Annotated in this window: 16 protein-coding genes; 3 read left to right on the top strand and 13 right to left on the bottom strand. The window is 47.0% G+C overall.

Going from position 1 to position 15,634, the window contains the following annotated elements; translation table 11 throughout:
- Positions 1-42 precede the first annotated feature (42 nt).
- Positions 43-1,485 carry an MFS transporter gene (locus Q4Q52_RS13100; RefSeq protein ID WP_311990793.1) on the top strand — a complete coding sequence of 481 codons (1,443 nt, stop codon included), beginning with the start codon at positions 43-45 and terminating at the stop codon, positions 1,483-1,485.
- 144 nt (positions 1,486-1,629) lie between these two features.
- Here Q4Q52_RS13100 and rlmB read toward each other — a convergent pair whose 3' ends face one another.
- The 8 genes from rlmB to zapE form a co-directional block, all read right to left on the bottom strand.
- Entirely contained in the window at positions 1,630-2,370 is a 741-nt protein-coding gene (rlmB, locus tag Q4Q52_RS13095) for a 23S rRNA (guanosine(2251)-2'-O)-methyltransferase RlmB (protein ID WP_106649431.1), read from the bottom strand.
- A complete protein-coding gene (rnr, locus tag Q4Q52_RS13090) occupies positions 2,371-4,794 on the bottom strand; it encodes a ribonuclease R (protein WP_311990792.1) in 2,424 nt (807 codons plus the stop codon).
- Positions 4,795-4,833: 39 nt separating this feature from the next.
- On the bottom strand, positions 4,834-5,490 hold the full coding sequence (gene motX / locus Q4Q52_RS13085; protein ID WP_011847814.1) for a flagellar protein MotX: 657 nt from the start codon (positions 5,488-5,490) through the stop codon (positions 4,834-4,836).
- Between the two features lie 112 nt (positions 5,491-5,602).
- Positions 5,603-6,898, bottom strand: coding sequence for an adenylosuccinate synthase (locus Q4Q52_RS13080; RefSeq protein WP_006083050.1), 1,296 nt, complete (start codon positions 6,896-6,898; stop codon positions 5,603-5,605).
- Between the two features lie 72 nt (positions 6,899-6,970).
- Complete coding sequence (locus tag Q4Q52_RS13075) at positions 6,971-7,159, bottom strand: DUF2065 domain-containing protein (protein WP_311990791.1); 189 nt, start codon at positions 7,157-7,159, stop codon at positions 6,971-6,973.
- A 153-nt stretch (positions 7,160-7,312) separates the two neighbouring features.
- A complete protein-coding gene (rpsI, locus tag Q4Q52_RS13070; protein ID WP_006083052.1) occupies positions 7,313-7,705 on the bottom strand; it encodes a 30S ribosomal protein S9 in 393 nt (130 codons plus the stop codon).
- A 14-nt stretch (positions 7,706-7,719) separates the two neighbouring features.
- Entirely contained in the window at positions 7,720-8,148 is a 429-nt protein-coding gene (gene rplM / locus Q4Q52_RS13065; protein ID WP_012088240.1) for a 50S ribosomal protein L13, read from the bottom strand.
- A 290-nt stretch (positions 8,149-8,438) separates the two neighbouring features.
- A complete protein-coding gene (gene zapE, locus Q4Q52_RS13060; protein WP_311990790.1) occupies positions 8,439-9,551 on the bottom strand; it encodes a cell division protein ZapE in 1,113 nt (370 codons plus the stop codon).
- Positions 9,552-9,963: 412 nt separating this feature from the next.
- Between zapE and degQ the strand changes: the two genes are divergently transcribed.
- Together degQ and degS are read left to right on the top strand one after the other, a co-directional pair.
- Positions 9,964-11,316, top strand: a complete 1,353-nt coding sequence (degQ, locus tag Q4Q52_RS13055) for a Do family serine endopeptidase DegQ (RefSeq protein WP_006083055.1) — start codon at positions 9,964-9,966, stop codon at positions 11,314-11,316.
- A gap of 115 nt (positions 11,317-11,431) precedes the next feature.
- On the top strand, positions 11,432-12,514 hold the full coding sequence (degS, locus tag Q4Q52_RS13050) for an outer membrane-stress sensor serine endopeptidase DegS (RefSeq protein ID WP_311990789.1): 1,083 nt from the start codon (positions 11,432-11,434) through the stop codon (positions 12,512-12,514).
- 132 nt (positions 12,515-12,646) lie between these two features.
- Here degS and murA read toward each other — a convergent pair whose 3' ends face one another.
- From murA to mlaD, 5 genes are read right to left on the bottom strand one after another with little or no spacing between them, the layout of a single operon-like run.
- Positions 12,647-13,906: a UDP-N-acetylglucosamine 1-carboxyvinyltransferase gene (gene murA / locus Q4Q52_RS13045; RefSeq protein WP_006083057.1), complete on the bottom strand. Its 1,260-nt coding sequence runs from the start codon at positions 13,904-13,906 to the stop codon at positions 12,647-12,649.
- 9 nt (positions 13,907-13,915) lie between these two features.
- Complete coding sequence (locus tag Q4Q52_RS13040; RefSeq protein WP_006083058.1) at positions 13,916-14,173, bottom strand: BolA family protein; 258 nt, start codon at positions 14,171-14,173, stop codon at positions 13,916-13,918.
- A 19-nt stretch (positions 14,174-14,192) separates the two neighbouring features.
- Entirely contained in the window at positions 14,193-14,477 is a 285-nt protein-coding gene (locus tag Q4Q52_RS13035) for a lipid asymmetry maintenance protein MlaB (RefSeq protein WP_006086066.1), read from the bottom strand.
- Positions 14,474-15,136, bottom strand: a complete 663-nt coding sequence (locus Q4Q52_RS13030; RefSeq protein WP_006083060.1) for a phospholipid-binding protein MlaC — start codon at positions 15,134-15,136, stop codon at positions 14,474-14,476. The genes Q4Q52_RS13035 and Q4Q52_RS13030 overlap by 4 nt, the downstream gene beginning before the upstream one ends.
- Positions 15,137-15,147: 11 nt before the next feature.
- Positions 15,148-15,621, bottom strand: coding sequence for an outer membrane lipid asymmetry maintenance protein MlaD (mlaD, locus tag Q4Q52_RS13025; protein ID WP_006083061.1), 474 nt, complete (start codon positions 15,619-15,621; stop codon positions 15,148-15,150).
- Between the last annotated feature and the right edge of the window lie 13 nt (positions 15,622-15,634).

Raw genomic sequence — 15,634 nt, 5'->3', positions numbered from 1 at the left:
CACGGTTTATTATCAATCTTGTTTGTGTTTTCGGAGTTGTATATGACTAATCCGCTGCGCACTTTCGCCTCTTTATATAGCACCACCTTGTTAATGGTACTGGCCGGCGGTTTGCTCACAACTTACCTTGGGCTCAGGCTCTCGGTGATGAACGTGCCACAGATATGGATAGGCGGCATGATGTCGGCCTATTATGTTGGCCTAGTGGCGGGCTCTAAGATTGGTCATAGACTTATTGCCCAAGTGGGCCATATCCGCGCCTTTGTTGCCAGTGCTGGCATAGTCGCCGCATCTGCATTGGGTCATGCACTTGTGGATGAACTAGCAGTTTGGCTGCTCCTCAGGCTCGTTGTCGGTATGGGCATGATGTGCCAATACATGGTGCTCGAAAGTTGGCTTAACGAACAGGCCGAAAGTAACCAAAGGGGTACAGTGTTCGCGAGTTATATGATCGTATCTTACTTCGGCTTGATCTTAGGCCAAGGCGCGATCAGTATCTTCCCCGAATTAGGTCTAGAACCGTTACTGCTTATCGCGATTTGTTTCTCACTCTGTATCGTACCTATTTCACTCACGCGTCGTCTTCACCCTGCGCCTTTGGTTCCTGCCCCACTCAAAATTGCCCATTACTGGAAAAAAGCGCCGCAAGCACTCACAACCATCGCAATTGGTAGCATGATAGTGGGTTCGTTTTATGGTCTCGCGCCCGCCTATGCGAGCAACTTAGGTTTACCGCCTGAAAAAGTTGCTACTTATATGACGGCAACGATTTTAGCGGGGTTACTGGCGCAATGGCCTATGGGGAAACTGTCCGACATTATGTCCCGCAGCCGCCTGATTCGTATTAACTGCATATTGCTTGGCATTTTAGCTTTAGCCATCGCCTTAACGCCCTATCATCCGGTGATTTCGCTGGTGATGACTTTCCTCTTCGGTATTTTAGGCTTCACCTTCTATCCCCTTGCTACAGCACTGGCGAACTCGCGAGTCGAACAGAATGAGCGGGTCGGTTTATCCGCCACTATCTTATTGACCTTCGGCTTAGGAGCCAGTATCGGTCCACTGATCGCCTCAACGTTAATGCAATGGTTTGGTAACAGCATGCTATATGGCTTTATGTCTGCCTGTACCTTAATCTTGTTTGTGCGGCTACGCTATGTACATGCACAACAAAAAGCCGAAACCAATGTCACCCAAGACTACATAATGGCGACGGGCGACTTAGTCTCTTCACCACTGGCGGCAGCGCTGGATCCACGAGTTGATGTCGAATCGATTCAAGAACATATGACACCCAGTGCTAACCTAGATGAAGCGGAATATGATTTAGGGGCTGATGGTGTCGATGACGATATTATCGACGCAAATGACAGTGATGAGGAGCAACTCGCCTTCAGTTTCGATATCGAGCAAGCAGAGCCTGAAGCCGTTCAAACGGATGAAGCCGATAGCCATCAGGTTAACCTAGACAAAGTACTGATATAAAAAGACCAATAAAAAGACCGATTAACTGTTTAAAGTTAATCGGTCTTTTTATTACTGCAAGTGCTGACTAAAACAAATAGTTACTGCAACAAATCGTTACTGCAAGCCTGACCGCATGTGCGAAATCAGGCAAGAGTGAGCGTATTAACTGCGGCGCTGACGCACAGCTTCAAATAAGCAAATACCGGTCGCAACCGATACGTTCAAGCTCGACACACTACCCGCCATAGGGATAGAGATCAGTGAATCACAAGACTCACGGCTTAAACGGCGTAAACCTTTATCTTCCGCGCCCATGGCAATCGCTAATGGCCCTTTAAGATCGGCTTGATAAAGCTCGCAATCTGCCTCGCCCGCCGTCCCCACAATCCATACACCTTTATCCTGCAGGTGACGCATAGTGCGCGCAAGATTAGTCACTTGGAATAAAGGCACTGTTTCCGCAGCGCCACATGCCACTTTACTCACAGTCGCCGTTAAGCCAACTGAATTGTCTTTAGGCACGATAATACCTTGTACGCCAGCCGCATCGGCATTACGTAGACAAGCGCCTAAGTTATGGGGATCCGTCACGCCATCCAAAATCAGCAGAAATGCTTGCTCAGTGTTAGCAAGCAGCACATCTAAATCTTGCTCATTCAACACTTTCGCCGCTTTAACGCGCGCGACTATACCTTGATGTTGGCTGCTTTCCGCTTTGTCATCCAAGGCTTTACGAGAAGCGACCTGAATCGTCGTGCCAAAAGCTTTGGCCTGATTGGCCAGCACAGTTAAGCGCTCATCGTCACGGCCTTGTAACAGCCATAACTCGATAATGCGCTCAGGGCTGTGTTTTAACAGGGCTTCAACTGCGTGGATCCCAAAAATAATATCTTGTTTTTTCATTTATTTCTTTCTCGTACTCCGCTTAGCGGCTTTTGGCTTTTTAGCCGGATCTTTTACTGCTGTTTTTTTCGCTTTATTGCCCGCTTTAGCCTTAGGTTTGGCTTTGCCAGCTTCAGCCTTAGCGCTAGGGGTTGCGGTTTTACCCGCTTTGCCTTGCTTAGCACCTTCGCGATTAACACGCTCACGGGCAGTCATCGGCTTATCACAGCTGGCAGATGCTTTACGCTTACCACCTTTGCCGTCATCACCCAGCATGACTAAATCAATCTGTCTGTCATCTAAGTTAACTGCAGCGACCTTAACCGTCACAGGATCGCCCACTTGATAGACTTGGCCTGTATGCTCACCGATAAGGCGTTGACGCATAGGGTCGAATTGGTAGTAATCGCTACCTAGACTTGAGATATGCACTAAGCCATCGATAAACAGCTCATTTAAGCGCACGAACAAACCAAAGCTCGTCACTGAGGCAATCACAGCTTCAAAGGTATCACCGACGTGATCTTGCATAAACTCGCACTTGAGCCAATCGCTAACATCGCGAGTCGCTTCATCGGCACGACGTTCTGTGGTCGAACACTCTTCGCCCAATTGGTCGAGCTCATCGAGTTGATAGTGATAGCCACCATCCTGCGTCCACTTTTCTGTGGCTTCGCCTCTTTCCTTCGCCAGTAAATATCGGATCACTCTATGTAACACTAGATCCGGATAACGGCGAATGGGCGAGGTAAAATGCGCATATTCTTCTAAGGCTAGACCGAAATGACCTTCGTTATCCGGAGTGTAAATGGCCTGACGCATAGAGCGCAGCAACATCACTTGGATAAGTTCAGCATCGGGACGGTCAGCAATTTGCAGCATAACGTTCTGGTAATCAGACGGCGTTGGCTCAAGACCACCAGTCATAGTCAAGCCACGCTCAGCAAGGAACTCTTTAAAGTTCGCCAATTTTTGCTCGGATGGCGCTTCATGCACACGATACAAGACTTCGCCTTTGTGTTTCTTCACAAACTTAGCTGCAGAAACGTTAGCTAAAATCATGCATTCTTCAATGATTTTATGGGCTTGATTACGGCCACGCGGTACGATTTTATCAATCTTGCGCTGCTCATTGAAAATGAACTGCGTTTCCATGGTTTCAAACGCAATCGCACCACGCTCGGCTCTTTGCTCATCTAGCGCTAAATACAATGACTGTAAACACTGTAGATGCGGGAACAAGGCTTCATGCTCAGGCGCAATTGGGCCGCCTTCTAACATCTCCGCCACTTGGGTATAAGTAAAACGGGCATGGGAATACATCACAGCCGGATAAAACTTATAACCCGACAACTTGCCTTTGGCAGACACTGTCATCTCGGCGACCATACATAAACGGTCGACGTGAGGATTAAGCGAACATAGGCCGTTGGAGATTTTCTCCGGCAGCATAGGGATCACTTGCGATGGGAAATACACTGAGTTACCACGGGCACGCGCTTCAGTATCTAAGGCTGAATCGGTGCGAACATAATAACTAACGTCAGCAATCGCAACCCATAAACGCCAGCCGCCACCGGCTTTTTTCTCCGCATACACGGCATCGTCAAAATCACGGGCGTCTTCGCCGTCGATAGTCACTAATGGCAGATGACGTAAATCCACACGGCCAACTTTATCGGCGTCGGTCACTTCATCGGGAATTCGGCGCAGTTTCTTCTCGATCACAGGTGACCAAGTATGGGGCAAGTCATAGTTACGCAGGGCGATTTCGATTTCCATCCCCGGCGCCATTTGCTTACCAAGCACTTCAGTCACTTTACCCGCAGCCTTAACAAAACGACCTGGGCGACGCGTTAATTCAACCACAACCACATCGCCTTGACGGGCGCCGTTGCGATCTTCATTCGCGACTAAGATTTCTTGAGTAATACGCTTATCATCGGCAATGACAAATGCCATACCGCTATCAACATGATAACGGCCGACAATCGCGGCACTGCGCGGCTGGATCAGACGCACCAAACGCGCTTCGCGACGGCCACGACGATCTGTGCCCGCTTTTTGCGCCAGCACTTTATCACCGTGGAAATACATCAGCATATCGCGGTTCGAAATAAATAAGTCATCACCGCCTTCATCGGGTTTGAAAAAGCCGAAGCCTTCTCTGTGTCCGAGTACAGTGCCGGGGATAAGATCCATTTTCTCGGGCAAGCCATAGCTCTGCCCACGGGTGAACACGAGTTCGCCATCGCGTTCCATCGCACGTAGGCGACGGCGCAGGGCCTCAAGTTGTTCTTCCTCTTGGATGTTTAACGCCGCGGCAATACTGTCACGAGTGATAGGTGATTTCTGAGAACGTAAGTAATCGATAATATACTCACGGCTTGGGATAGGGTTTTCGTACTTATCCTGTTCACGCTCAAAATGAGGGTCTTTGATCATTCCATATCCAAATAATGTGTCTCTAGATTAAGAGACCACTTAACGGGTTCGCAACTGTTCTTGCTGGGCCCGCGCCACTGCACTGGGGGGCATTTTAGCTGCTAACACCTGCAGTAAAGACAAGGCTTTTTTCTTCGTCGCCTCGTCCGCAAATACATCGTTATATAACCAGTGATAGGCCATCTCGTAATCCCTAGGACTACCATAACCTTCACCGAATAAACGCACTAACATCATACGAGCGGGTAAATCACCACTTGCAGCCGCAGGCAGTAAATAATGCACTGCTCTGTCTTTATTGCGGATGACAAATTTCCCACTCTGATAATACTCGGCAAGCTTTAACATCGCTTCTGAGCTACCTTGTTCGGCCGAGTCACGTAACAAAGCAATACCCTTCACAGGGTTTGCCTTTACACAGGTTCCATAATTGAGCATTTCGCCCCACAGGAATTGATATAAAGGCTGTTTTAAGACTTGGGCTCGCGCCTCAATGTCTTGGACTAACTGGCAATCATCACGCTTCACTTTCGCTAAATATTGATCGCTACGGATCAAATCAAGCAATTGATCTTGGCTATAAATATCCACCGCCTGCGTTTCAGCAAAGCACATTGAAGATACTAAGGGCAGTAGCGCAACTAGTGCTGTACGTAGCATAACGACTCTCAATGACAATAGGGTGAATACTTGCATCGGCAGTATAACCTATTTCTTGAGCTTGAGCTGAATTTCTAACCGCAGAATTAAACAGAGAAAGGCATAAAGAAGCAGAGAAAAAGGCCGTGAAACACGGCCTTAACAGGTCTTAATTGAACGGATTAACCAAAATCATGGTTTCGTTACGGTCAGGACCTGTAGAGATAATGTCGATTGGTGTTTCTAATAGCTCTTCAAGACGCTTGATATAATTGATCGCTGCCGGTGGCAGTTGCTCAATGGATGTCGCGCCAAAAGTCGACTCGCTCCAACCTGGCATAGTTTCATAAACAGGCGTAACCAGTTCATAACCTTCAGCCGCAAGCGGGGTCACTTTAGAGATAGTGCCATCAGGATTCTGATAACCCACACAAATTTTCACTTCTTTCAGACCATCAAGTACATCTAACTTAGTCAAGCAGAAGCCACTCACACTGTTGATTTGAACTGCGCGGCGCATTGCCACAGCATCCAACCAACCTGGACGACGCTTACGACCCGTTGTCGCACCAAACTCATGACCTTTAGTACCTAAATGATCACCAACTTCACATAATAGTTCAGTTGGGAATGGACCTGCACCCACGCGAGTGGTGTAAGCCTTCATGATACCTAAGACATAGTCTAAGTGACGTGGACCAAAACCTGAACCCGTCGCAACACCACCGGCAGTGGTATTTGAAGAGGTTACAAAAGGATAAGTTCCGTGGTCGATGTCGAGTAATGTACCTTGAGCGCCTTCGAACAGGATTGGCTCACCGGCTTTACGCGCAGTATCCAACAGTTCAGTCACGTCAACACACATGCTCTTCAGATAATCGGCCATAGCCAAAGCATCTGCTAGCGTTTGCTCGTAATCAACAGCTTCGACTTGATAGTACTCTGTCAGCATAAAGTTATGGTATTTCATAACTTCTTTCAGCTTTTCAGCAAACAGTTCAGCATTGAACAAGTCGCCTACTCGCAGACCGCGACGGGAGATCTTGTCTTCATACGCAGGTCCGATACCGCGGCCAGTTGTACCAATAGCTTTATTGCCACGTGCTTTTTCACGGGCGATATCTAAGGCGCAATGGAATGGTAGGATCAGCGGACACGCTTCAGAGATCAACAGACGTTCCTCAACAGGAACACCACGATCTTTCAGCATGTTGATCTCTTTCATCAGGGCGTCAGGTGCAAGCACCACACCGTTGCCAATAATGCATTTCACATTATCGCGCAGGATACCCGATGGGATCAGATGAAGAACGGTTTTATCACCATCGATAACCAAGGTATGACCAGCATTGTGGCCGCCTTGATAGCGAACTACATATTTTGCCTGTTCTGTTAGAAGGTCGACAATCTTACCTTTTCCTTCGTCACCCCATTGGGTGCCGAGAACAACTACGTTTTTGCCCATTATTTGCTGCAAGGTTGCGGTTAAAAAGGAATTTTAACAGATCTTAGTAAGCAAGGGCAAGCAGGCTGTTTTTTACGCAAAAATCACCAGAATCACCACTCCTACCGTGACTAATGCGCCACCGAGTCGCTGGATAACCTGCTGATTTTTATGGGAGAGTTCATTTAAATAACGACGCCACTTGTTCGGAAAGAGTAAGGGCCCGACGCCCTCTAAAAGTAATACAAGTGCCACTGCCAGCATAAAAACTTGAAAAGTCATGCGCACCTCAAACTCAGTCGTTCAATACACATTGATTGTATATCAGCCCACTCCAACAACAGAGTCTCTTCTTTAAATGAATTCGCCAGTACCGTAAATCTAGCCAATAAAAAACCCAGCATAGGCTGGGTTTTTTGATATTCCAAAAACGAATTAACGCTTAGAGAATTGTGGCTTACGACGTGCTTTACGTAGACCCACTTTCTTACGCTCAACTTTACGAGCGTCACGGGTAACGAAACCAGCAGAACGTAGTGATGGACGCAGTGCTTCATCTAATTGCATCAGAGCACGGGTAATACCGTGACGGATTGCGCCTGCTTGGCCAGTGATACCACCGCCTTTAACAGTTACATAGATGTCCAGCTTGTCAGTCATTTCAACTAACTCTAAAGGTTGACGAACAACCATACGAGCAGTTTCACGACCAAAATACTGATCCAAAGGACGTTGATTTACAACGATGTTGCCACTACCTGCTTTAGCGAAAACGCGAGCTGTAGAGGTTTTGCGACGGCCAGTGCCGTAGTACTGAGTTGCAGCCATTTGCTTAATCCCGTTTAGATATCAAGAACTTGAGGTTGTTGTGCAGTGTGGTTATGTTCTGCGCCAGCGTAAACTTTCAGTTTACGGAACATGGCACGGCCCAGAGGACCTTTTGGTAACATACCCTTAACTGCTTTCTCGATGATCATTTCTGGCTTTTGCGCTTGCAGCTTTTCAAAGCTGATTTGCTTAATGCCACCAGGGAAGCCTGAATGCGAGTAGTACGTTTTGCCTTTCGCTTTGTTACCAGTAACAGTCACTTTTTCAGCATTAACAACGATGATGTAATCACCGGTATCAACGTGTGGAGTGTATTCTGGCTTATGCTTACCGCGTAAACGGATAGCGATTTCAGTAGCGATACGACCTAAAGTTTTGCCGTCTGCATCAACGACGAACCAGTCACGAGTTACGGTTTCTGGTGTAGCAGTAAAAGTCTTCATTATTACAAAAACCCAAAGTTAATTTTCTGTCTCACATGCTGCCTGCATTTGCAAACAACACAAAATTGCCTTTTAGTACCCCTTCGAGCACTGACTTCGGCTTACAACTTCCGCCCAATTGGCGGAGTAACGTGGGCAGGTGGCGGAGTATAGACAAAGCTGAGTTAAAAATCACCTGATATTTTGATAAAAATTATAAAATATCGACCAATCTGGCTTGTCATCCTAAGGATTAACAAGCCACTGGCGATTTAACACGGGAGTTAAAGCAAAACTCTTGCGCCGCAGGGTTAAGGCAGGTGCTCTGTTTTCAAATAATCGTGGGATTGCATCTCAATAAGACGCGAGCGACAACGTCTAAATTCGAAGTTAAGCAAGCCATCGGCGTAGATATCTTCGAGTGGCACTTGAGCCGATACGATAAGCTTTACATTGCGCTCGTAAAACTCATCGACCATAGCTAAAAATCGTCTGGCGATATCATCACCGGTCAAAAATGCCCCCATTTGTTCAATACCGCTGACCAGCACAGTATGATAAATCCGCGCCAATTCCATGTAGTCACGCTGACTTCGTGGACCATCACACAGCGCTCTAAAATCGGCCAATAATACGCCCTGTGCTTGCTGACGAATACTGATGCTACGGCCTTCGATTTCAATATCGGCGGTATGCACCTCAGACTCAGGCGCTAACTGGCTAAAATAACGCATTAGATTGGCATCGGCTTGTGCATCTAACGGATGATGATAAATCTCCGCTTGCTCAAGGGTTCGCAGCCGATAGTCAATGCCAGAATCCACATTGAGTACTTCACAATGCTGATTAATTAAGGCTATCGCAGGTAAGAAACGTGCGCGCTGTAGGCCATTTTTATATAAGTCATCGGTGGTAATGTTAGACGTAGCAACCAGCACGACGCCTTCTTTAAATAGCGCTTGAAACAGCGTGCCTAACAACATGGCATCAGTAATATCTGAGACAAAGAATTCATCGAAGCAGATAACGCGATATTTCACGGCCATCTTTTTCGCAATCACCAGTAAGGGATCGCGCACGCCTTTCAGCTCATCTAAATCTAAATGTAGCTGATGCATGAAACGATGGAAGTGAGCCCGCAGCTTTTGATCGCCAGGCAAGGCATCAAAAAAAGTATCCATCAGATAGGTTTTACCGCGCCCCACACCGCCCCAAAGATACAGGCCTTTAGGTGAAGCAGGCGCCGATTTTAAGCCTAATGCACTAAACAATTTCCCTACGATAGAACTCGGCTCTTCCGCCGCCGTTAAGTCTTCATAGACACGTTGTAATGCTTTGACCGCAATTTCTTGGGCCGGATCATGGGAAAAACCGTCACGGGTAAGATCTTTTTGATAATGCTGCCAAGGGCTTAACTGAGGCACTTTTTAATTCTCTTATGTCCTTTATTAAAACTGCGATGATATTAGCACGGCCAATGTGGCGCAGGATATATTAATGCTGAACACGACATTTGCCTCAACGTTAAACAGCATACAAACGGCGAATAAACCTCTATGCTGTAGGTCATTTAAATCGGCAAAATTTGCTGATATCAGGGCTTGAAAATGAGTATTTTGCCCACAGTTTTCCACTCAGCAACGAGTATGAAACAGCCGATAAAATAGGCTCAAAAAAATTAACATTTGTTAATATGATGAACTTTTTCAATTAGGTGCGTGTCCGAATGGTTACCTAGGCAAATAGCCGGTACCGATACAGATTTGATCTGGCACTCGCACAATAGCTGATGCATTACATCCAGATCGTTCAACCCTTATTTGGAGTTATGAATAGATGAAAACAAAATTATCTGTACTTTCAGCCGCAATGTTAGCCGCGACCCTGACTATGATGCCTGTCGTCTCACAGGCCGCCATTCCACAGACGGTTGAGGGACAATCCATTCCAAGTCTTGCGCCCATGCTTGAGCGTACGACACCTGCTGTTGTGTCCGTAGCCGTTACGGGTACTCATGTTTCAAAACAAAGAGTGCCTGATGTTTTTCGTTACTTCTTTGGCCCCAATGCGCCACAGGAGCAAGTGCAGGAACGTCCTTTTAGAGGCTTAGGCTCAGGCGTTATTATTGACGCCGAAAAAGGCTACATAGTCACTAACAACCACGTGATTGACGGTGCTGATGATATTCAAGTTGGTCTACATGACGGTCGTGAAGTAAAGGCCAAACTCATTGGTACTGACTCAGAATCGGATATTGCATTGCTGCAAATTGAGGCAAAAAATCTTGTCGCAATCAAATCATCAAACTCTGACGACTTGCGTGTTGGTGACTTTGCCGTTGCCATTGGTAACCCCTTCGGTTTAGGGCAAACCGTGACTTCAGGTATTGTCAGTGCTTTAGGCCGTAGCGGTTTAGGCATAGAAATGCTGGAAAACTTTATTCAAACCGATGCCGCGATTAACAGTGGTAACTCGGGTGGTGCACTCGTTAACTTAAACGGGGAATTGATTGGGATTAACACCGCAATCGTAGCGCCGGGAGGTGGTAACGTTGGTATCGGCTTTGCGATCCCAGCCAATATGGTGAAAAACTTGGTCGCGCAAATTGCCGAACACGGTGAAGTACGCCGCGGAGTACTGGGGATTTCGGGACGCGATCTTGATAGCCAACTCGCCCAAGGCTTTGGTTTAGACACCCAGCACGGCGGCTTCGTGAATGAAGTCGCTAAAGACAGTGCCGCCGAGAAAGCCGGTATTAAAGCGGGTGATATCATTATCAGCGTCGATGGCCGTGGCATTAAGTCCTTCCAAGAACTGCGTGCCAAAGTCGCCACTATGGGCGCGGGTGCTAAGGTTGAACTAGGACTCATCCGCGACGGTGATAAGAAAACCGTTAAGGTGACCTTAGGTGAAGCAAGCCAAACCAGTGAATCTGCGGCGGGCGCCGTGCATCCTATGTTGCAAGGTGCATCCTTAGAAAACTCATCTAAGGGCATTGAAATAACCGATGTCGCCCAAGGTTCACCTGCGGCAATGAGTGGCTTGCAAAAAGGAGATGTGATTGTCGGTATTAACCGTACTGCCATTAAAGATCTTAAGGCACTTAAAGCACAGCTAAAAGATCAAGAAGGTGCGGTGGCACTGAAGATCATGCGTGATAAGAGCATGTTGTATTTAGTCCTACGTTAATCGACTAAATAGGTCATTTTTTCTGCCACACATAAGCATAGGGAGCTTAGGTTCCCTATGCTTACATAGATTAAACATGTTAATCTAACTCACCTTTTTCAAGATCCATCCTGCCATGACGATAAAAAACACACTATTATATCTCGGTAAAGCCACCCTTTTCGGTCTTATCATGGCGGCCATGTTTTTATTGGTAACCCGTTATTTCGATAACCAATCCCTCGGTAATAGCCTGCTACAAACCCGAGCCAACAACACAGTCGAGCTCTCCTTTGCCAAGGCGGTCCGCCGCGCAGCCCCTGCCGTTGTTAACATTTATAGCCTCAGCATAGATCAGAACCGCCCACTTAACTCGGGTTCGCTACAGGGCCTAGGTTCTGGGGTGATAATGAGTAAAGAAGGCTATATTCTCACGAATTATCATGTCATTAAAAAGGCCGACGAAATTGTTGTCGCCCTGCAAGATGGACGCAAATTTACCTCTGAAGTGGTTGGCTTCGATCCTGAAACCGATTTATCGGTGCTCAAGATTGAAGGCGATAACTTACCGATTGTCCCCGTTAACCTCGACAGTCCACCTCAAGTCGGTGATGTCGTGCTCGCCATTGGTAATCCCTACAATTTAGGCCAAACCATTACCCAAGGCATCATAAGTGCCACAGGTCGTAACGGCTTAAGTTCTGGTTACTTAGACTTTTTGCAAACCGATGCGGCGATTAATGCCGGTAACTCTGGAGGCGCGCTCATTGACACTAACGGCAGCCTTATCGGTATTAATACCGCAGCATTCCAAGTGGGTGAAGAAGGCGGCGGCCATGGGATTAACTTCGCTATCCCAATTAAATTGGCCCACAGCATTATGGGTAAGTTGATTAAAAACGGCCGCGTGATCCGTGGTGCTTTGGGTATTTCTGGCGAGCCAATTAACCCTGTTGTGGCGCAGATCCTTAATCTACCCGACCTAAAAGGTGTGCTTGTTACGGGTGTCGATCCTAATGGCCCAGCGGCGCGAGCCCTCTTAATGCCAAGGGATGTAATTATTAAATACGATGGTGAAGATGTGCCAGGTGTTGAAATGCTGATGGACCGCATCGCTGAAACCACACCGGGTAAGAAAGTAATGATGACTGTGATACGCCAAGGTAAACAACAGGAGTTTCCTGTGATTATCGATGAGAAGGTTGTGGTCGATAACTAGAGTCGCGCCCCTCATTGCATAGCACACTAAAACGCAGACAACAAAAAACCAGCTTTTAAGCTGGTTTTTTAATGGGTCGAGATTTAATCCCTCAGGCCTAACTCAATAGCTCAATAGCAGCTCAATAACTCGTTACTGAGTACGCACAACCTGCGCGCCTAAACCTTGGAACTTATTCTCAATGTGCTCGTAACCACGGTCTAAGTGATAGATACGATCGACAATCGTCTTACCATCGGCCACTAAACCCGCAATCACTAGACTCGCTGACGCGCGTAAATCCGTCGCCATCACCTGCGCACCACTTAAGGATTCAATCCCTTGGATGATGCAGGTATTACCTTCAAGCTCCATGGTTGCACCCATACGAATAAGCTCTGGTACGTGCATAAAGCGGTTTTCGAAGATGGTCTCGGTAATCGTTGCCGTGCCTTGCGCTAAGGCATTAAGCACACAGAACTGCGCCTGCATATCCGTTGGGAAACCGGGATAAGGTGCCGTCTTGATATTGACCGCCTTTGGACGCTTACCTTGCATATCGAGCTCAATCCAATCTTCGCCCGTCGTAATCTTAGCGCCCGCATCTTCAAGCTTAGCGATAACTGACTCAAGTGATGCAGGATCGGCTTTTAGGCAACGAATACGCCCACGAGTTACCGCAGCAGCAACCAGGAAGGAACCGGTCTCGATACGATCTGGCATCACGCGGTAATTACAGCCCTGTAAACGCTCAACCCCTTGAATACGCAAGGTTGCACTGCCTACGCCGGTGATTTTTGCACCCATAGCAATCAAGCAATTCGCCAAATCAATCACTTCAGGTTCGCGCGCCGCGTTTTCAATCACGGTTTCGCCATCGGCCAACGCCGCAGCCATCAGTAAGTTTTCAGTTGCGCCGACACTCACCATGTCCATGAAAATGTGTGCGCCCTTAAGACGACCATCAACACGGGCTTTAATATAGCCTTCTTTCACTTCAATCTTGGCCCCCATCATTTCGAGGCCATGTAAGTGTAAGTTCACCGGTCTTGCGCCAATGGCGCAGCCGCCTGGCAATGACACATCTGCGGTACCATAACGCGCCAATAACGGCCCTAAGATCAAGATAGACGCGCGCATGGTTTTCACGAGATCGTAGGGAGCGCAAAACTCATTTAGATTCGTGGTTGAAATGCGGATCTGTCCGTCGCCAAGCTCAGTCACTTCAGCACCGAGGCAGCGTAATAATTTACAGCTAGTAGTCACATCGCGAAGATTCGGCACGTTAGAAACCACAAAATCGGTTTCGGCCAATACGCCTGCCATCAGAATAGGCAGAGCCGCATTTTTAGCACCTGAAATGATTACATCACCGGCAAGCGGGGGGCTTGCCTGAATTGTTAGTTTATCCACTTTTCCTCACTAGCTAGGCATGTTGAAAACTTTTTCGCGTTTCCATTGAGTCGGCGTGAAAGTTTTGATCGTTAATGCATGTAATTCACCGCTGGCAATGTGTGCCGCCAACGGTGCATAAATGGCTTGTTGCTGTTTGACTCGGCTCATACCATCAAAGCATTCGCCTACGGCGATCACTTTATAATGGCTACCATCCGAGCTAGCGTGAACTTCTTCAAGCCCTAACGCATCACGTAAAATCTGTTCGATTAAGCTGCATTCCATGAAATCTATTACCCTATTCTCAATGCGCTTCTTCGGTAAAGAAGGCATGTAAATCATATAAATCGATGAGTTTTTTAAGTTGTGGTGAGGCAGAACTCAATTCAAGTTGGCTGCCATGTTCACGCACTAACGCCAGCAAAAATGCCATACCAGCACTATCACTGTATTCAAGCCCAGATAAAGACAATATCTGAGTAGACTCGCCCAGCAGTTGTTGCCGCTGTGGCCAAAGTGTAATGACATCGGCTTGGGTTATGCGCCCTTTGAGATGACAAACTGTGCCTTGTTGCACAAATTCAATCACGACTGCGACTTCCCTGATTTAGCCTTGATGGTCACTTTTTCTTTGGTACGATCTTCGAGCATCTTAATCACAGGATCGATACCCTGCTGGCGAATCAGATTCGAGATTTCAGACTGCTTAGAAGACAGTAAGCTCACACCTTCGGCGACTAAGTCGAATGCCTTCCATGAGTCATCTTTCAAACGGCGTGCCTTAAACAGCAGTTTGATTGGCGGCCGGCCGGCTTCGATGATCTGCACGTTCACATCGACCATTTTCTCTTTACTGAAATCAACCCCAGGTGAAAATTCCACTTTTTGATTGGTGTATTCAGTAAAAGCTTGGGCATAAGTCGACACTAAATAACCTTCAAAGGCATCGACGAAACGATTACGCTGATCTTCGGTTGAATCCTTAAGATATTGGCCTAAGACTTTGTAAGAAGCGTATTTATAATCAATATAAGGCATCAGCTCTTCACGAACGATCACCTTTAAATGATCTGAGTCAGCATCGATTAACGCTTTATCTTTATGAAAACGATCAAAGGTTTTATTAGCAACGGCTTTCACCATGGCATACGGGTCCTTAGTGTCGACTACCACATCGGCGGCGACAGCGCTCGTTGTCCCTAAAACCATCACTAACGGCAGTAAAAAACGAGATAAGTTTTTAAACATAGCGGTAACCCCTATTTATCCTTCGAACCCATACTATATAAGAACTGACCAATCAGTTCCTCCAATACTAATGCCGAGCGCGTGTCATCAATCTTGTCGCCATCTTTGAGCATACTGACATCATCGTCGACAAAACCCGGTGTTAACCCTAAGAATTGCTCGCCCAATAAACCCGAAGTTAAAATTGCTAAACTACTGGTTTCTGGGAATTTATCGTAACGTTTATCCATCACTAAGGTGACCACAGCCACTAACTTAACGGGATCTAAATCAATGCCACTGACGCGGCCAACCACAACACCGCCGACCTTAACGGGCGAACGTACCTTCAAGCCACCAATATTGGTGAAATTGGCTTTTATGGTATAAGTGCTATCGCTGCTTTTCACTTCAATATTGGCGACGTTAAAGACTAAGACCAAAAAAGCGGCCAATCCCGTTAAAAGAAACACACCCACTAATAATTCAATTTTTCGTGTCAACATGTTCGGCTACCAC

This window comes from Shewanella sp. SP1S2-4 (assembly GCF_031932075.1).
Lineage (GTDB): Bacteria > Pseudomonadota > Gammaproteobacteria > Enterobacterales > Shewanellaceae > Shewanella > Shewanella baltica.
Note: the sequence above shows the minus strand (reverse complement) of the source record. Positions and strands in the feature narration are given on the sequence as shown.